This window comes from Ruegeria sp. BC6, assembly GCF_056539185.1.
In genome coordinates this window covers 46,857-64,199 of the sequence record NZ_JBQFUM010000006.1, presented here as the reverse complement: position 1 = coordinate 64,199, position 17,343 = coordinate 46,857, and the positions used below count along the sequence as shown (strand labels likewise).

General features: G+C 63.6%; 20 protein-coding genes. 17 read left to right on the top strand and 3 right to left on the bottom strand.

The genetic code is table 11. The features are described 5' to 3' along the window. Positions 1-45 precede the first annotated feature (45 nt). From ACR0MM_RS16805 to ACR0MM_RS16790, 4 genes are all read left to right on the top strand, one after another. On the top strand, positions 46-924 hold the full coding sequence (locus tag ACR0MM_RS16805; protein WP_480697474.1) for a LysR family transcriptional regulator: 879 nt from the start codon (positions 46-48) through the stop codon (positions 922-924). Then, the gene (locus ACR0MM_RS16800) at positions 921-1,835 is read left to right on the top strand and encodes a DMT family transporter (RefSeq protein WP_480697472.1); all 915 of its coding nucleotides are present in this window, start codon (positions 921-923) and stop codon (positions 1,833-1,835) included. The genes ACR0MM_RS16805 and ACR0MM_RS16800 overlap by 4 nt, the downstream gene beginning before the upstream one ends. A 57-nt stretch (positions 1,836-1,892) precedes the next feature. After that, positions 1,893-2,162, top strand: a complete 270-nt coding sequence (locus ACR0MM_RS16795; RefSeq protein WP_170407922.1) for a hypothetical protein — start codon at positions 1,893-1,895, stop codon at positions 2,160-2,162. A 74-nt stretch (positions 2,163-2,236) separates the two neighbouring features. Continuing rightward, the gene (locus ACR0MM_RS16790; RefSeq protein WP_170407924.1) at positions 2,237-2,650 is read left to right on the top strand and encodes a universal stress protein; all 414 of its coding nucleotides are present in this window, start codon (positions 2,237-2,239) and stop codon (positions 2,648-2,650) included. Here ACR0MM_RS16790 and ACR0MM_RS16785 read toward each other — a convergent pair. Then, a complete protein-coding gene (locus ACR0MM_RS16785; RefSeq protein WP_480697469.1) occupies positions 2,647-2,982 on the bottom strand; it encodes an ArsR/SmtB family transcription factor in 336 nt (111 codons plus the stop codon). The two genes, ACR0MM_RS16790 and ACR0MM_RS16785, sit on opposite strands and share 4 nt — an antisense overlap. 231 nt (positions 2,983-3,213) lie before the next feature. Between ACR0MM_RS16785 and ACR0MM_RS16780 the strand changes: the two genes are divergently transcribed. From ACR0MM_RS16780 to ACR0MM_RS16745, 8 genes are all read left to right on the top strand, one after another. Beyond that, entirely contained in the window at positions 3,214-3,546 is a 333-nt protein-coding gene (locus ACR0MM_RS16780) for an AtpZ/AtpI family protein (RefSeq protein WP_480697467.1), read from the top strand. Positions 3,547-3,548: 2 nt separating this feature from the next. Further along, positions 3,549-4,304: a F0F1 ATP synthase subunit A gene (locus ACR0MM_RS16775; protein WP_093965215.1), complete on the top strand. Its 756-nt coding sequence runs from the start codon at positions 3,549-3,551 to the stop codon at positions 4,302-4,304. Positions 4,305-4,373: 69 nt separating this feature from the next. Then, complete coding sequence (locus ACR0MM_RS16770) at positions 4,374-4,598, top strand: F0F1 ATP synthase subunit C (protein ID WP_005981269.1); 225 nt, start codon at positions 4,374-4,376, stop codon at positions 4,596-4,598. An 86-nt stretch (positions 4,599-4,684) separates the two neighbouring features. Continuing rightward, positions 4,685-5,236, top strand: a complete 552-nt coding sequence (locus tag ACR0MM_RS16765; RefSeq protein WP_170343394.1) for a F0F1 ATP synthase subunit B' — start codon at positions 4,685-4,687, stop codon at positions 5,234-5,236. Between the two features lie 5 nt (positions 5,237-5,241). Then, entirely contained in the window at positions 5,242-5,802 is a 561-nt protein-coding gene (locus ACR0MM_RS16760; protein ID WP_093965218.1) for a F0F1 ATP synthase subunit B, read from the top strand. A gap of 130 nt (positions 5,803-5,932) precedes the next feature. Beyond that, positions 5,933-6,880 carry a glycosyltransferase family protein gene (locus tag ACR0MM_RS16755; protein ID WP_480697465.1) on the top strand — a complete coding sequence of 316 codons (948 nt, stop codon included), beginning with the start codon at positions 5,933-5,935 and terminating at the stop codon, positions 6,878-6,880. Continuing rightward, on the top strand, positions 6,877-7,677 hold the full coding sequence (locus tag ACR0MM_RS16750; RefSeq protein WP_480697463.1) for an FkbM family methyltransferase: 801 nt from the start codon (positions 6,877-6,879) through the stop codon (positions 7,675-7,677). The genes ACR0MM_RS16755 and ACR0MM_RS16750 overlap by 4 nt, the downstream gene beginning before the upstream one ends. Before the next feature lie 102 nt (positions 7,678-7,779). Next, positions 7,780-9,018 (top strand): glycosyltransferase, encoded by a 1,239-nt coding sequence (locus ACR0MM_RS16745; protein ID WP_480697461.1) that lies wholly within the window; start codon positions 7,780-7,782, stop codon positions 9,016-9,018. A gap of 18 nt (positions 9,019-9,036) precedes the next feature. On the opposite strand, the gene ACR0MM_RS16740 is transcribed toward ACR0MM_RS16745, so the two are convergent. Further along, a complete protein-coding gene (locus tag ACR0MM_RS16740) occupies positions 9,037-9,807 on the bottom strand; it encodes an FCD domain-containing protein (protein ID WP_480697459.1) in 771 nt (256 codons plus the stop codon). A 159-nt stretch (positions 9,808-9,966) separates the two neighbouring features. Here ACR0MM_RS16740 and ACR0MM_RS16735 point away from each other — a divergent pair, with 159 nt between their 5' ends. The 5 genes from ACR0MM_RS16735 to ACR0MM_RS16715 all read left to right on the top strand — a co-directional run bounded on the left by ACR0MM_RS16735 (position 9,967) and on the right by ACR0MM_RS16715 (position 16,162). Then, positions 9,967-11,160 (top strand): aminotransferase-like domain-containing protein, encoded by a 1,194-nt coding sequence (locus ACR0MM_RS16735; RefSeq protein WP_480697457.1) that lies wholly within the window; start codon positions 9,967-9,969, stop codon positions 11,158-11,160. A gap of 44 nt (positions 11,161-11,204) precedes the next feature. Next, positions 11,205-11,609: a hypothetical protein gene (locus ACR0MM_RS16730; protein ID WP_480697455.1), complete on the top strand. Its 405-nt coding sequence runs from the start codon at positions 11,205-11,207 to the stop codon at positions 11,607-11,609. 137 nt (positions 11,610-11,746) lie between these two features. Next, complete coding sequence (locus ACR0MM_RS16725; protein ID WP_480697453.1) at positions 11,747-15,202, top strand: chromosome segregation SMC family protein; 3,456 nt, start codon at positions 11,747-11,749, stop codon at positions 15,200-15,202. Positions 15,203-15,256: 54 nt separating this feature from the next. Beyond that, entirely contained in the window at positions 15,257-15,619 is a 363-nt protein-coding gene (locus tag ACR0MM_RS16720; RefSeq protein WP_170421791.1) for a hypothetical protein, read from the top strand. Between the two features lie 45 nt (positions 15,620-15,664). Then, a complete protein-coding gene (locus ACR0MM_RS16715; RefSeq protein WP_480697451.1) occupies positions 15,665-16,162 on the top strand; it encodes a P-loop nucleotide/nucleoside kinase family protein in 498 nt (165 codons plus the stop codon). A gap of 4 nt (positions 16,163-16,166) precedes the next feature. Here the strand turns inward: ACR0MM_RS16715 and ACR0MM_RS16710 are convergent, their stop codons facing one another. Next, entirely contained in the window at positions 16,167-17,330 is a 1,164-nt protein-coding gene (locus ACR0MM_RS16710; RefSeq protein ID WP_480697449.1) for a lytic murein transglycosylase, read from the bottom strand. Between the last annotated feature and the right edge of the window lie 13 nt (positions 17,331-17,343).

The window sequence follows — 17,343 nt, the reverse complement described above, 5'->3', positions numbered from 1 at the left end:
TAAATCAACAGGCATTGTTGGAAATTGCACAGAATTGGTTTTGTCATGGACAATTGGGACGAGGTCCGCACCGCCTATCAGGTTGCGCGCATGGGCACGGTCAGCGGCGCTGCCGAGGTTCTGGGGGTGCACCACGCTACGGTGATCCGCCATATCGACGCGATCGAGGCCCGGTTGAAGGTCAAGCTGTTCCAGCGCCACGCGCGCGGCTACACCCCGACCGAGGCGGGCGAGGATCTGCTGCGCGTGGCCCAGGCCACCGAGGATCAGTTTAACCAGTTGGTCGGGCGGCTGAAGGGGCGCGGAGACGATGTCTCGGGCGAGCTGGTGGTGACCTCGCTGGCCTCGCTGGCGCCGCTGGTGGTGCCCACGCTGACCGCGTTCCAGCAGGACCATCCCGACCTGATCGTGCGCTATCTGACCGGCGACCGCCTGTTCCGACTGGAATATGGCGAGGCGCATGTGGCCATCCGCGCCGGTGCGGTCCCCGACCAGCCGGACAATGTGGTGCAGCCCTTCATGACGCAAGAGGTGGGGCTTTATGCCAGTCAGGACTACATCGCGCGGCGCGGCCTGCCTGCGGGCGTCGAGGATTTCCCCAACCACGCCTTCGTCGGGGCGGATGACGAAAACAGCCGCGCGCCTTTTTCGCGCTGGCTGCGCGCCAATGTCCCGGCCGAGGCGATCACCTTCCGCTGCTCCAACAACTTCACCGTGGCCGAGGCGGTTTTGGCCGGGGCGGGGATCGGCTTCATTGCCCGGTGGGAGGCCGCCCGCCATCCGCAGTTGCAGGAAGTGATGGAGCCGCTGCCGGAATGGGCCGGCAACCTGTGGTTGGTGACCCATGTGGACCTGCACCGCACCAACAAGGTGCAGACCTTTCTCAAATTCCTCAAGGAGCAGGCCAAGGACTGGCTGCCATGAGCCCGCAGGCGCGTGGCCATCTGGCCATGCTGGTGTTCTCGGCGCTGGTGGCGGGCAGTTTCTCGCTGGGTTCGATGATCGCCAACGAGATCGCGCCGGCGGCGTTGAACGCCGCGCGGTTCGCGATTGCCGGCGTGGTGATCGGCATCGCGGCGCTGATGACGACCGGCCTGCCGCGCAGCGCGGCGCGTGCGCCGTGGCGCTATCTGGTGCTGGGCGGGCTGTTCTCGGCCTATTTCGTGCTGATGTTCTACGGGCTGAAGACCGCGCCGCCGGTTAGCGCGGCGGCGGTGTTCACCCTGACGCCGATCTTGTCGGCGGCGGCGGGGTGGGTATTGCTGCGCCAGATCACCACCCCGCACATGGCTCTTGCGCTGAGCGTTGGCGCGGTTGGCGCGCTGTGGGTGGTGTTCCGCGCCGATTGGCTGGCCTTTCGCGCCTTCGAGATCGGGCGGGGCGAGATCATCTATTTCTGGGGCTGCGTGGCCCATGCGATCTATACGCCCATGGTGCGCAAGCTGAACCGGGGCGAGCCGCCGGTCGTGTTCACCTTCGGCACTTTGGTGGCCGGGTGCGCGGTGCTGACGGTGTTCGGCTGGTCCGACATCCGCGCGACCGACTGGGTCAACCTGCCGGCGATCGTCTGGATCGGCCTGTTCTATGTCGCCATCTGCGCCAGCGCCGCCACCTTCGTTCTGTTGCAATACGCCACGCTGCTGCTGCCATCGGCCAAGGTCATGGCCTATACCTACCTGACGCCCAGCTGGGTGATCATCTGGCAGATCGCGCTGGGCCAGCCGGCGCCGGGCCTTCTGGTTCTAGTGGGGATCGGGCTGACGATCTTTGCCCTTGTGCTGCTGCTGAAAGGGGATGACCTGGGGATGGCTCGGCAACAAACCGCGCCGGACTGACCTTTGCCAAAGCGCCCGTTCGTGTCAGGGTGAGGCAAACTCCGAAAGGACCGGAACATGCACAGATTGATTGCCTCGGCCACGCTAATGCTGGTTTTTGGGTGTACGCAGGACACCGCCGACAATTCAACCCTTCAAGCCAGCTGCGAGGCGTTGGTTGCTGCTGAGGCAAACCGGAGCCCCGCGGATGTCCAGGCTCTGTCGACAACTGCCGAGCCGGCGGGGACCGTCACACAGGTCATAGTGGCTGGCGCTCAGGCCCCATGGCTGTGCCGCGCCGATCCCAGCGGCGTGGTCACAGGGGTCGAGTACAGCCAGCAAGGCTGATCCTCTTGGATTGAGCCACATCAAGGGCCGGTTATGTCAAAGCCGCTAAGCTGTCGGCGTGAAAGGAGGGACTGATGTTCAAACACATAATGTTTCCCGTCGATCTGCATCTGCCACCCGAAGTGCGCAAAGCGGCTGAAGTCGCGGCACAGGTCGCCCGGTGGCAGGGGGCGCGGATCACCATCGTCAGCGTGACAAGCAACCAGCCCGGGGACCCCACGCAAACGGAAACCGCGATCAAGGACCATCTTTCCGATCTGGCGGACGAGTTGTCCCAAGCTAGCGGAGCGCAAGTTGATTTCCGCAACATTCATTCGGTGGATGTGGCGGTCGAAGTGGATGGTGACCTGGCCCGCACCGCTGAAGAGATCGGTGCCGACCTGATCGTGGTGGGCACCCATGCGCCGCGGATTACCGACTTCATCCTGTCCAGCCATGCCGGATACCTGGCCAAACATGCCAGCATGTCGGTCTTCGTGGTGCGCTAGGCCTCATCACCCGCGGAAAGCTGGTTTTCTAGGAACAGCTCGAACGCATCCAGATTCACGGGTTCGAACTGCCCGAACCCTTGCATCCAGACCGAGGCCGCGCGCAGGGCGTCGGGTTCCAGCTTGCACCATTTCACCCGGCCACGCTTTTCCTGACTGATCAGCCCGGCTCGGGTCAGGATCGTCAGGTGCTTCGAGATCGCCGCCAGCGACATCTCGAACGGCTGGGCCACGTCGGTGACGGCCATGTCATCCTCGAGCAGCATCGCCAGTATCGCGCGCCGCGTGGGGTCGGCCAGGGCCGCAAAGACGGTATCGAGGTCATCGGACATGACCCCGCTGAACCACAGCGGGAAAGTTTGGTCAACCATTTGGTTGAATATGTGGAATCCGATGTTTCCAGCGGCATGGTTTGTTCGCGGCCCGATCGTCAGTCAGAACGTGTCCATAAAATTCATTTGAAAGCATAGACTTAAGCTGCGTCAATTGGAGCCATCAACAGCGTTGACTCTGCGCGCGAGGCCGCTTAGCAACTGCGCCAAGACTGTGCGAGGGAAACGCCCGTGACCGATGACGACCCAAAGCAGCGCCTGACGCAGCTTACGGCCAAGATCGACGCGGCAAAAAAGGCCAAAGCGCCGAAACCTCGTGCGGACGCTGACATATCCGGGGGCGAGCTGGCCTGGCGGATGGTCATCGAGATGGTTTCCGGTCTGGGGATCGGATTTGGCATCGGGTACGGGCTGGACAGCCTGTTCGGGACGATCCCGATCTTCCTGGTGCTGTTCACATTGCTGGGCCTTGTCGCGGGCGTGAAGGTCATGCTCCGCAGCGCGCAAGAAGCTCAAGAGAAACAAGCGGCCTCGACACAGGCCGAGAAGGACGAGAGGGACTGAACGTGGCGACCGAGACCACCGCAGCAGAAGGCAGCAGCCTGGTTTTCCATCCGATGGACCAGTTCATCGTCAAGCCGCTTTTCGGCGGTGAGATGGCTTGGTACACGCCCACCAACGTGACCCTGTGGCTGTTCTTCGCGGTTCTGGCCATCATCGGCCTGCTGGTGCTGAGCACCTCGAAGCGCGCCATCGTTCCGACCCGCATGCAGTCGATCGCCGAGCTGGCCTACGGCTTCATCTACAAGATGCTGGAAGACATCTGTGGCAAGGAAGGCGTCAAATACTTCCCGTATGTCATGACCCTGTTCATGTTCATCGTCACCGCGAACTTCCTGGGCCTGATCCCGACCTCGTTTACCACGACATCGCATTTCGCGGTCACTATTCCGCTGGCGCTGGCCGTGTTCCTGACCGTGACAGTTCTGGGCTTTGTCAAGAACGGCGCCGGGTTCCTCAGCCTGTTCTGGGTGTCCAGCGCGCCGCTGGCGCTGCGCCCGATCCTGGCGATCATCGAGCTGATCTCGTACTTCGTGCGCCCGGTCAGCCACTCCATTCGTCTTGCGGGCAACGTCATGGCGGGCCACGCCGTGATCAAGGTTTTCGCCGGCTTCGCCGCGGTCGCCGTGATCTCGCCCGTGTCCGTTCTGGCGATCACTGCAATGTACGGCCTCGAGGTCCTGGTGGCCTTCATTCAGGCCTACGTATTCACCATTCTGACCTGTGTTTATCTGAAGGACGCTCTGCATCCGCATCACTGATCGGGGCGTGACCCCGGCACAGGAACGATAACCCAAAATCGAAACTTCCAATTCGTAAGGAGATACATCATGGAAGGCGATCTCGCACACATCGGCGCAGGCCTGGCAGCAATCGGTTCCGGCGCGGCCGCAATCGGGGTGGGCAACGTGGCCGGCAACTTCCTGGCCGGCGCTCTGCGCAACCCTTCGGCGGCTGCTTCGCAGACCGCAACCCTGTTCATCGGTATCGCATTCGCAGAAGCCCTGGGGATCTTCGCATTCCTGGTCTCGCTGCTGCTGATGTTCGCCGTATAATCTGCGGAACCTGATCCTTACGCGCAGGTGGGCCCAAGCCATAGCGGCCCACCTGTTGTAAAGACAACGTTCCGACGGAGGACATCATGGCGACAGAACCCATAGCTGCAGAAGCAGTCGGCAAATGCGTCGATTCCCATGGCTCGGCCATCGGAATGCCGCAGCTCTGCTTCGATTGGTTCCCCAACCAGATCTTCTGGCTGGTCATTACGCTGGTCGTCATCTTTCTGGTCCTGTCCCGCGTGGCCCTGCCGCGCATCGCGGCGATCCTGGCCGAGCGTCAGGGGACCATTACAAATGACTTGGCCGCGGCCGAAGACCTGAAGGCCAAAGCGGTCGAGGCCGAAGAAGCCTACAACAAGGCGCTGGCCGATGCCCGTGCCGAGGCTCAGCGGATCGCAGCCGAAGCGCGCGCCGAAATCCAGGCGGACCTGGATGATGCGATTGCCAAGGCAGATGCGGAAATCGCGGCCAAGGCGGCAGAATCGGAGAAGGCAATTGCCGAAATCCGTGCCGGAGCGCTGGAAAGCATTCAACAGGTTGCCAACGATACGGCGGCCGAACTGGTGACTGCGCTGGGCGGCGAGGCGGATGCCAAAGCCATCAGCAGTGCCGTCAGCGCACAGATGAAAGGATAAGTGACATGCGGAATACACTTGCTCTTATCCTGACCGCAGGCTTCGCCAGCCCGGCGCTGGCCGCAAGCGGCCCGTTCTTCTCGCTGGCGAACACCGACTTCGTCGTGACGCTGGGCTTCATCGTGTTCATCGCGGTCCTGTTCTATTTCAAGGTTCCGTCGATGATCGGCGGGGCGCTGGACAACCGCGCCGAAGGCATCAAGGCCGAGCTGGACGAGGCCCGTGCCCTGCATGAAGAAGCGCGCAGCCTGCTGGCCTCATACGAGCGCAAGCAGCGCGAAGTTCAGACTCAGGCCGAAGCCATCGTGGCCGCGGCGAAGGAAGATTCGGTTCTGGCTGCCGAACAGGCAAAGGCGGATCTGGAGAAATCCATCGCGCGTCGTCTGGCTGCCGCACAGGATCAAATCGCATCGGCCGAGGCCTCGGCGGTGAAGGAAGTGCGCGACCAGGCTGTTACTGCGGCCGTTGCGGCGGCCAAGTCCGTGCTGGCCAAGCAGATGACTGCGGCGCAAGCCAACAAGCTGATTGACTCGGCGATCTCCGAGGTCGGTGACAAGCTGCACTGAGCTGTTCGGCGTGACCCAATCTCAATTTCCAAAACCCGAAAGCTGCCTGCTTTCGGGTTTTTTTGCTTGTAGCCCGTGTCATTGTCTGTTGATTCAGGGCAGTCAGCTTGTGGCGTTTCGGTGAGGTACGATGACATCCGGACATACCAAGATTGTTGATCCCGCCCCTGTGTGCGTGTTCGCGTTCAACCGACCCGAACATACGCGGCGGACGTTGGACGCCCTGGCCCAATCGCCCTTGGCCGCGTCGACATCCTTGACCGTATTCATCGACGGCCCCCGCAATGATGCCGAAAAGCCGATTGTTGACGCTGTTGCGCAGGTGGCCGAAACGCAGCGGGGCTTTGCCAGTATCGAGCTGCGCCGACGTGACCGGAATGCAGGGCTGGCCGTATCGATCGAGGAGGGTGTTTCGCAGATGATGGCGGAGCATGGCCGCGCGATCATTCTCGAGGATGATATACTCACGTCGCCAGCCTTTCTTCATTATATGAACCTTGCGCTGGACCGCTACAAGGACGAGCACGCGGTCTGGCATATTGCCGGCTACAATGAGGACGTGCCTGCCTTTCGCCGAGCGCAGGGCGCATATCTTTGGCGTTTCATGAGTTGCTGGGGATGGGCAACCTGGGCGGACCGTTGGGCGCATTTCAGCCGCGGCCCTGACGCGCTGGTGGATGAGTTTTCAGAAGCGGACATCGCCCGCTTCAACCTCGACGGGGCACAGGACTATTGGTCACAGGTTCTGGCGAACCAGACCGGGGAGCTGAACACATGGGCGGTTTTCTGGTACGCGACCATTTTCCGGAATCGCGGATTGTGCCTGTCGCCATATTTTTCCTATGTCGAGAACATTGGTTTTGATGGATCCGGCAGTCACGGCGTGGTGAATAAATCCTACACGCGCGTCCGCCTGAATACAGATGTTGCCCCGAATTTTCCAACGCAGATTTCGGAAAACACCGACGCGGTGGAGCAGGTGAAACTGTATTACCTGACCAAACCCGGCAAACTGGAAAAGCTCAGGCGCAAGCTCAACAGGTTTGTCGGCAGGCTCATGTCCACGAGGGGAAGATGATAAAGCGCGTTAGAAACTGGCTTCGCGAAAAGCGCTACAAGCGGCACAAGCTGCAGTCGGTTCGGGCCAGGCACGGTTTGCGCCGCGTCGCACCCGGCTCTGACTATGGTGGCTGGACTTTCCACGAGGACGAGAGCCTGCAGGGCTGCACGATCGTCAGCGCTGGTCTTGGAGAGGACGCGTCCTTCGACGTCGAGTTCGCGAACCGCTTCAACGCAAGGGTCGTGATCATCGATCCGACGCCTCGGGCCGTGGCCCATTTTGGCGCGATGAAAAAGCGTTTCGGCCAAGGGGGGGAAACGGGCTACGTTCCAGGTGGTTCACAGCCCGTTGAAGCTTACGACCTGAGCACCTGCAGTGAAGACAACCTGATAATGGTCGATCGCGCCCTTTGGTGCCGCAACGAGACACTGCGTTTCTTTCTTCCCGAGAACCCCGAGCATGTGTCGCACTCGATCGTCAATTTCCAGAACGATTATCTTCAGGATACCGATCACCTGATGGTCCAGGCCGGTACATTGCGGGAAATACTGGACGATCACGCAATTCCGGTTGAGGAAGTTCAGCTGTTGAAGCTCGACATAGAAGGAGCGGAAGTCGAGGTTCTTAAGCAGATTCTGGCGGACGGGCTGCGGCCTCGGCAGATCTGCGTCGAATACGACGAACTCAACCGGCCCGGAAAGAAAGCCTTTCAGCGCGTTGATGCCGCAGACAAGGCACTCAGGGCGGCAGGGTATGTCTGCGTCTATGGAAATGGCACTACCGACTATTTGTACCTGCACGAGAAACAGGGCTGACGTGCCTCTTTCGCGTGCGTTATGTGCCAGAATACGGGCGGAACAAAGCCTCATGATTCCAGGGCACGCGACGAGATTTCAAGCCGGACATATGGAGTTGCGGTGCTCAAGGTAAACCACATCAGTTTCAGCAGCTCGGAGGGAGGAGCTGCGATTGCGGCCAGAAGACTGCATCTTGCATTGCGGGCCAGTGGTGCGAACTCGGCGATGACCGTTGCGGGCGGGCAGCCCGGTCCGGGCATCCAGATCTTTGAACGCAGGCGGACCCTTCGTCGGATCGTCGAGCGGGAATATGCGAGACACCTCAGGCGCAAGCATGAAGCGCAAGCTGCCGGGTTGCTGTCGCTCGCGATGGTGCAATCCGGGCTAGGACGCCATTTGAACGGCCAATCCAGACAGGTTTTGAACCTGCATTGGGTAAATTCCGACTTCATGTCAATTCCCGAAATCGGCGGCCTTTCCCATCCTGTGGTCTGGACGATGCACGATATGTGGCCCTTCTGTGGTGCGGAGCACTATACTGAAGGACACGGATGGCAGGACGGATATCAAGCTGCCAAGCCCGGTACTATCGAAGCATTGAAGCTCCGCGTCTGGAAGAAAAAACGGAAGTTCTGGAAGCGGCCGTTCCATATTGTTGCCCCCAGCCAGTGGCTTGCGGACTGCGCGCGGGAAAGCGGGCTGATGCGGAATTGGCCCACTGCGGTGATACCGAACGCAATCGATACTGAAACCTGGCGCCCCGCGTCGCGAGCCGAAGCGCGTGCGCGTCTGGGGCTACCCGCGGATGTTGAGGTTGTCGGTTTTGGGGCAATGGGCGGCGGTGACGACCCGCGTAAGGGATTCAGGTACCTTCAGGAAGCATTGTCGATCCTTCGCGAAACACGGCCCGATGTTAGGGCGCTTGTTTTCGGCGCGGACGCGCATGATGCCGATCTGCCGTTTCCGGTTCACATCGCCGGAAAACTCGCAGACCCCGAAGACTTGCGAATGACCTACGCCTGCGCTGACGTGTTCGCGCTGCCGTCCCGTCAGGACAATCTGCCCAATACGGGGGTCGAAGCGCTGTCATGCGGCATACCCATCGCAGGGTTCCAGATCGGCGGATTGCCCGATCTGGTTCCGAATTCCCAATGTGGGCGTCTGGCCAAGCCGTTCAACGCCCAGGAACTGGCCCAGTGTATTGATGCCGTTTTGGAACATCAAGTTGCCCACCGGGATCAAAGAATCACGCCAATGGGCGCGGCAGCCCGCGAACATGCCGTGCGTTCGTATGCGTTCCCTGTAGTCGCACGGCAATATGCTGCGCTCTACGAGAAGATCAGTCAGGCACAGCCATAGCCCGGCTTTGCGCGTTCGTCAGGATACGCCCGTCTCATGTTCCAGGCGCTGCCGCGCGATCAGTTCGTTGCGCCGGGCCTTCTGCTGGTCTTCCATGCAGCGTTCGACAAAGCTCAGATGCTGTTCCACCGCCTGCCGGGCGGCTTCGGGGTCGCGGGCCTGAAGGGCTGCGTTGATTGCCCTGTGCTGGTTCAGGATCGCGTCGCGCGTCGTGCGCTGGTGGAACATGATCTGGCGGTTGTAGAACACGCCCTGCTGCAACAGATCGAACATCGACCGCATCATGTGCAGCATCACCACGTTGTGACTGGCCTCGATGATCGCCATGTGGAACTGCGCGTCCAGATGGGCCTCGTCATCGGCCGCGTTGCGGGCATGGGCGGCCTCCATCTTGTCGAAGATCGCCTGGATCACCTTCAGGTCGCTGTCCGAGCCCAGCCGCGCGGCGCGTTCGGCTGCCAGTCCTTCCATGTCACGGCGGAACGACAGGTAATCGAACACGGCCTCGTCATGGCTGCTAAACAGACGGATCAGCGCCGGCGAAAAGGCCGAGCCCAGAACCTCTGCCACATAGATGCCTGATCCGGCCTTGGCGGTCAGCAGGCCCTGCTCCTGCAGTTGCGAGATCGCCTCGCGCAGCGACGGGCGCGACACGCCCAGCCGATCGGCCAACTCGCGCTCGGACGGCAGGCGTTCGCCGGGGCGCAGGATCCCGCGCAGGATCAGCAACTCGATCTGTTTGACCACGGCCAGGGACAGTTTCTCGGTCTGGACTTTCTGAAAGGGCATCGGATCATCGCTGAAAATTGGTCAAATCATATGACCACACATGCCCGGCCCGCGCAAGAACGGGCCGCGATCACATTGGCTGAAACACTAGGTCAGTATTATTGACTTTAAGCGCAGAGGTCATAGCGTCAGTCCGACCCAGCGGAGGAGGCTCGGCCCATGCACCAGCTATTTGCAACGCGCGCCGCGCGAATGAAGGCATCCGAAATCCGAGAGCTGCTGAAACTGCTGGATCAACCCGGCATCATTTCCTTTGCCGGCGGCATCCCCGACCCGGCGCTTTTTCCGGCCGAGGCGTTTTCTCAGGCATTCCAACAGGCGCTTGGGGCTGGCAGCGGCGCACAGGCGTTGCAGTATTCTGTGTCCGAAGGGTACATGCCGCTGCGGAAATGGATCGCCGGCCACATGCGCCAGATCGGCATCGACTGCGGCCCCGACGACGTTCTGATCACCTCGGGCTCGCAGCAGGCGCTGGACTATCTGGGCAAGCTGTTTCTGTCACCGGGCGACACGGCGTTGGTCGGATGGCCGACCTATCTGGGGGCTTTGGCGGCGTTCAACGCCTATGAGCCACGCTTTGACCGGTTGCGCGCAGGCGGCAACGCGGGCGCGGCGCAATACCGGGGCGCGGCGGGGCCGGGGGCGGTCAAATACGCGTATCTTTCGCCCGACTTTGCCAACCCGACCGGCGAGACCGTCGATCGGCAAGGGCGCGAGGCCCTTCTGGATCTGGCCGAAGAGTTGGACTGCGCCCTGATCGAGGACGGCGCCTATCAGGCCCTGCGCTATGACGGGCAGGCGATACCGCCGATCCTTGCGCTGGAACTGGCGCGGAAGGGCGATCTGCAAGCCTGCCGGACGATCTATTGTGGCAGTTTTTCCAAGACCCTGTCGCCCGGGTTGCGGGTGGGTTGGGTCGTGGCGGCGCAGCCCGTCATCGCGCAGCTTGTGCTGATGAAACAGGCCGCCGACCTGCATTCGGCCACCATCAACCAGATGGCCGTGCACCAAGTGGCCCAAACCTGTTTCGACAGCCACATCCCGAAAGTGCGCGCAACCTACCGTGCGCGCCGCGACGCGATGCTGGCGGCGCTGGAACGGCACATGCCCGAAGGCGTGCAATGGACCCGGCCCGAGGGGGGCATGTTCATCTGGCTGACCCTGCCGCCCGGCTCGGATGGCGCGCAACTGCTGGCCCGCGCGCTTGAGACGGTCAAGGTCGCCTTTGTGCCCGGACAGGCCTTTCACCCCGATGGCAGCGGCGCCAACACGATCCGGCTGAGTTTCTCCAACTCGGACGAGGCCACGATTGCCGAGGGTATTGCCCGGTTGGGCGCGGTCCTGGGCGGCTGAGCGCGGGAAAGTTTTCGTTAACCATTTTGCCGCAAAGCTGCGGCATGATCCGGTTCTTCGCCTTGCTGGTGCTGGCCGGCTGCTCGGCCGGTACGACCCATTTCCGCGACCTGCCCGCAACCCGCGTGGCCGTGAACGGCAGCGTGTTCGACGTGCGCCTGCGCGGTGACCTGGCCGAGGCGGTCCGCGTCAACAGCCAATATGCCCCGCGGCTGGGGCCGATCCGGGATCGGGCCGCATTGGCCATGGCCCAGGTCTCGGGCTGTCCGGTCGCCGATGTGTTGGGCGACGCGGCGGTGACCGTGGGCATCCTCGCCTGCGACCGCAGGGCGTCGGACCGGCTGTTGTTGGCTGCGGTCACGCCGACCAACTATGAATGCATTGACTTCGGAACCTATGACAGCGGGTCGGACACCGGATACCAGGTGTTCGAGTGTTCGCCTTATTGACTCTGCGCAATTCCGCCCAAATCAGCAAGATATTGTGGATAACTCGGCCCGATATCCCATATCCTGCGCAACTGCGTTGACTCGCGGGCCTTCCCTTGTCCAGACTTTCAAGGAACGGGAATCATGGAAATCGGCCTTTGCGCTTCACCAAACTCAAACTCACCGGCTTCAAAAGCTTCGTCGACCCGACCGATCTGATCATCGCGGACGGGTTGACCGGTGTGGTGGGGCCCAACGGCTGCGGAAAGTCCAACCTGCTCGAGGCGCTGCGTTGGGTGATGGGCGAGAACCGCCCCAAATCGATGCGCGGCGGTGCGATGGAGGACGTGATCTTTGCCGGTGCCGCCACCCGTCCGGCGCGCAACTTCGCCGAGGTCGTCCTGACCATGGACAACTCGGAACGTCTGGCCCCGGCCGGGTTCAATGACAGCGATCAGATCGAGATCGTGCGCCGCATCACCCGCGACGTGGGCAGCGCCTACAAGGCCAACGGCAAGGACGTGCGCGCCCGCGATGTGCAGATGCTCTTTGCCGACGCCTCGACCGGCGCACATTCCCCCGCGCTGGTGGGGCAGAACCGGATCGCTGAGCTGATCAATGCCAAACCCCGCGCCCGCCGCCGCATTCTGGAAGAGGCCGCCGGCATCTCGGGTCTGTACCAGCGCCGGCATGAGGCCGAACTGAAGCTCAAGGGCACCGAGGCCAACCTGACCCGCGTCGATGACGTGCTGGAACAGTTGGGCACGCAGCTGGCGCAGTTGGCGCGGCAGGCCCGTCAGGCCGCGCGGTATCGCGAGATCGGCGAGCAATTGCGCCAGGCCGAGGGCATGTTGCTGTATCGCCGCTGGAAAGAGGCCGACATGGCCCGACAGCAGGCCGAAGAGCGTCTGCGCGACCGCACCACCGAAGCCGCGCGCGCCGAGGCTGAAGCCCGCGCCGCCAGCGCGAAACGCGCCGAGATCGAAGAAACCTTGCCGCCTTTGCGCGAGGAGGAAGCCATCGCCGCCGCCGTCCTGCAGCGCCAGCAGGTACAGCGCGATCAGCTGTCCGATCAGGAAACCCGCGCGCGCCAGACCATCGAAACCCTGACCGCCCGCATCCAGCAACTGGGCCGCGACATCGAGCGTGAAACCGGTTTGAACCGCGACGCCGGCGAGATGATCGAACGGCTGGAATGGGAGGCCCGCGAACTGGCCAAGGCCGCCGAGGGCCATGACGACAAGCTGGCCGAAGCCGCCGAAATCGCCCGCGAAGCCGCCGCGGTTCTGCAGGAGCGCGAGGATCTGCTGGCGCAGGAGACCGAGGACACCGCCCGCCTGGTCGCGCGTCACCAATCGGCGCAGCGCCTGGTCGAGGACAGCCGCAAGACGCTGGCACGCTCCGAGGCCGAAGAGGAAAAGGCCCGCGCGGCCGTTGCCGAGGCCCGCGCCGCGCTGACCCGCGCCGACGAAGCGTTCGAGGCCGCGCAAGCCGCCGAGGAAGAGGCGCGCGAGGCCGCCGAAGCGGCCGAGGAAGCACTGGCCGCCGCCGACGAACTGCGCGGTGAAACGCAGGCGCGCGAGGCCGAGGCCCGCGCTCAACGCTCCGAGGCCGAGGGCGAGTTAGGCGCGATCCGGGCCGAGACCACCGCGCTGGCCAAGCTGGTCGAGCGCGACACCGCCGAGGGCGGGCAGGTGCTGGACCTGCTGCGGGTCGAGCCGGGCTTTGAAAAGGCGCTGGGGGCCGCGCTGGCGGATGACCTCCGCGCCCCGCTGGTCGAAGGCGATGGCCCGTCGGGCTGGGTGCAGGTGCTGGGCTATGATGCCGATCAGCTGTTGCCGGACGGGGCCGAGCCGCTGGCGCTGCACGTCTCGGGGCCGGACCGCCTCAGCCGTCGCATCGCGCAGATCGGCCTGATCGACGCAGATCAGGGCGCGCGGCTGCAACCCTTGCTGAAACCCGGCCAGCGGCTGGTATCGCGCTCGGGCGATCTGTGGCGCTGGGACGGGTTCCGCGCCTGGGCCGAGGATGCCCCCAGCGCCGCGGCGCTGCGGCTCGAGCAGCTCAACAAGCTTGAGGCGCTGAAACAGCAGCTGGCGCAGGTCGAAGCGCTGGCTGCCGGCGCTCGCGCCGCGCACGAGGCCCTGTCGCGACAACTGGCCGAGGTGACCGAGGCCGACCGCCGCGCCCGCGAGGCCCGCCGCGCCGCCGATCAGCGCATGGCCGAAGCGGCCCGCGCGCTCAGCCGGGCCGAGGCCGACCGCAACCTGGCGCAGGGCAAGCTGGAGAACCTGACGCTTGCGGTCGACCGCCACAAGCAGGATGCGATGGCGGCCCGCGCCCAGCTGCGCGAGGCCGAGGCCGCGCTGGCCGAACTGGGCGATCTGGACACCGCCCGCGCCCGGGTCGAGGACATCAAGCAGACGGTCGAGGCCGCGCGGATCACCATGCTGACGCACCGCTCGACCCATGACGAGCTGCGCCGCGAGGGCGAGGCCCGCACCCGCCGCGCGCAGGAGGTGGCCAAGGACCTGAGCGGTTGGAAACACCGCTTGGAAACCGCCGAGAAGCGCATCGCCGAGCTGGCCGAGCGCAAGGCCAGTTCCGAGGAAGAGCTGACCGAGGCGATGGCCGCGCCCGCCGAGATCGCCGAGGCACGCGAAGAGCTGAACGAGATGATCGAGGCCGCCGAGGCCCGCCGCGCCGAGGCCGCCGACAAGCTGGCCCAGGCCGAAGCGCTGCAACGCGAGGCCGTGCTGGCCGAACGCGAGGCCGAGCGCAAGGCCTCGGAGGCGCGCGAAGCCCGCGCCGCGGCCGAGGCGCGGTTCGAGGCGGCCAAGGAAAGTGTCGCCGCCGCCGCCGAGCGCATCGCCGAGGATCAGCAACTGACCCCGAACCAGTTGTTGAACCAGCTGGACGTGAACCCCGACGACATGCCCGCCGCCGATGCCCTGGAAGCTGAGGTGAACCGCCACAAGCGTCAGCGTGATGCCATGGGTGCGGTGAACCTGCGCGCTGAGGAGGACGCCAAGGAGGTTCAGGAGGAGTTCGACACGCTCAACAGCGAGAAATCCGATCTGGAAGAGGCGATCAAGGCGCTGCGCAGCGGCATCGCCAGCCTCAACCGTGAGGGCCGCGAGCGCCTGCTGACTGCATTCGAACAGGTCAACGCGAACTTCGCCATGCTGTTCAAGCATCTGTTCGGTGGTGGCGAGGCCAATCTGGTGATGGTCGAGAGCGACGACCCGCTGGATGCGGGGCTCGAGATCATGTGCCAGCCGCCGGGCAAGAAGCTGTCGACCCTCAGCCTGTTGTCGGGCGGGGAACAGACCCTGACTGCCACCGCGCTGATCTTCGGCGTGTTCCTGGCCAACCCGGCACCGATCTGCGTTCTGGACGAGGTCGACGCGCCGCTGGACGATGCCAACGTGACCCGGTTCTGCGATCTGCTGGACGAGATGTGCCGCCAGACCGACACGCGGTTCCTGATCATCACCCACCACGCGGTGACCATGGCGCGGATGGACCGTCTGTTCGGCGTGACCATGCAGGAACAGGGCGTCAGCCAACTGGTCTCGGTCGATCTGAAGAAGGCCGAGCAGATGGTCGCCTGACCGCTCACCGCAACGTTATTCCGCGATCGGGCCGGGCCGGGCTAGTCTGGCTGCATGAAACACCTGTTGCTGATTGCCGCGGCCTGCGCCGCCTCGCCGCTCTGGGCTGTCGAATGGGTCACCCGCCCCGGCGATGTCCCCCTGAGCCCCGCTGAACTGGACGCGCTGGCCGGGCGGACGCTGACTTTCTATGACGACGGGCAGTCGAAATACTCGGCCGGTGGGGCCTATTCCTATACTTATTCGGCGGTCAATGGCGGCGGAACGGCCTTCGGAACCTACTCGATCGCCGCTGATGGCAGCATCTGTGTGCAGTACCGCAACGGGTTCGACCGCTGCGATCTGTACGTGCGCAACAATGGCCGGTTGATCCTGATCACCGAAAAAGGTGAACGTTACCCGGTGCGACCCGAGTGATCGGGGCCTCTCCTTCACCCGCCGTGCCCAACCAGGAATCGACCGATGACCCGACCCGCTCCGACCCTGCACATGCTTTGCGGCAAGATCGCCGCGGGAAAATCGACGCTTGCCGCCCAGCTCGCGAGGCAGCCCGGCACAGTTCTGATTTCCGAGGACGCCTGGCTGAAGCCGCTTTTTGCCGATCAGATGGTGACAGGTGCCGACTATCTGCGCTGTTCCACGCGTCTGCGGGCGGCGATGGGTCCGCATGTCACGACTCTGCTTGAGGCGGGCATGTCGGTTGTTCTGGATTTCCCGGCCAACACGGTCGAAACCCGCGCCTGGATGCGCGAAATTCTGGATCAGACCGATACAGCGCATCAGATGCACGTGCTGACCACGCCCGACGCCGTTTGTCTGGCCCGACTGCAAGCACGAAACGCAGCGGGCGACCACGCCTTTGCCGCGACCGAAGAACAGTTCCGCCGGTTTTCCAGGCATTACGCCGGACCGACGCCTGAGGAGGGATTCACGCTGGTGTTCCACGACCCAACGGATTGAGCGGCTAGAGCCGGTTCAGCAAGTCAACCGTCGGCCATGCGTCCGCAGGCAGTCCCAGCCGGGCCTGTTCAGCCTGTACTGCAGCGCGCGTTCCGGCCCCCAAGATGCCGTCGATCTTGCCCACGTCATGCCCGCGCGCCTGCAGTTTCGCCTGCAGCTGTTTCATCTGGGCACCGGTCAGGCCCGGATCGGGGTTGCCCGCGGCATAGACTTGCGCGCCCTCGAGCCGCGTTCCGAAATAGGCTGCGGTCAGGACATAGACAAAACTTTGGTTCCACTCGAAATAGACATCGAAATTCGGATAGGCCAGAAAGGCCGGCCCCTTGCGTCCCTGCGGCAGGATCAGCGAGGCCGGCAGGTTAGCCAATGACCCGCTGCGCGCCTGCACGCCCATCGCCCGCCAGTCCGAGACCGGGCGCGGTTTGCCCGGCCCAGTCAGCGACCAGTCCATCTGTGCGGGCACGGTGACCTCCTGCAGCCAGGGCTGACCGGGCTGCCAGCCCAAATGCGACAGCATCTTGCCCCCGGACATCAGCGCGTCGGGGGCCGAGGTTTTCAGCCGCACATGGCCGTCGCCATCACCGTCCACGCCGTTTTCCAGAATGTCACGGGGCAGCATCTGCACCATGCCGATCTCGCCCGCCCATGCGCCGGTGGTGCGGTTCGGGTCGAAATCGCCGTTCCGGAACAGCTCGATCGCGGCGAAAATCTGCGGCCGGAACAGTTCGGGGCGGCGGCAATCATGGGCCAGCGTCACCAACGCATTGCGGGTGTTGAAATCGCCCTGGAACGCGCCGTAATCCGTCTCGAAAGCCCAGAAGGCCAGCAGGACCCCGCGCGACACGCCGTATTCGGCCTCGATCCGGTCGAACACGGCATCGTATTTCTGTGCCATCGCTTGGCCGCGCCTGATCCGATCCTGCGAGATCAGGCGGCGAGAGAATTCGATGAACGGTTTCTGGAACACGCCCTGCGCGCGATCGGCCTTCAGCACCTTGGGGTCCTGCTGCACACCGTTGAAGAACGCATCGACCGTGGCCGCGTCGAAGCCTTGTTGTGCCGCTTCGGCCTTCAGTCCGCGAACGAAGGCGTTGAAGCCGCCGCCGCATTGGGCAAGGGCCGGGGCGGCGAACAGGCAAGCGGCCACAAGGCCCGAGACAAAGCGCATGACGAAAACCATC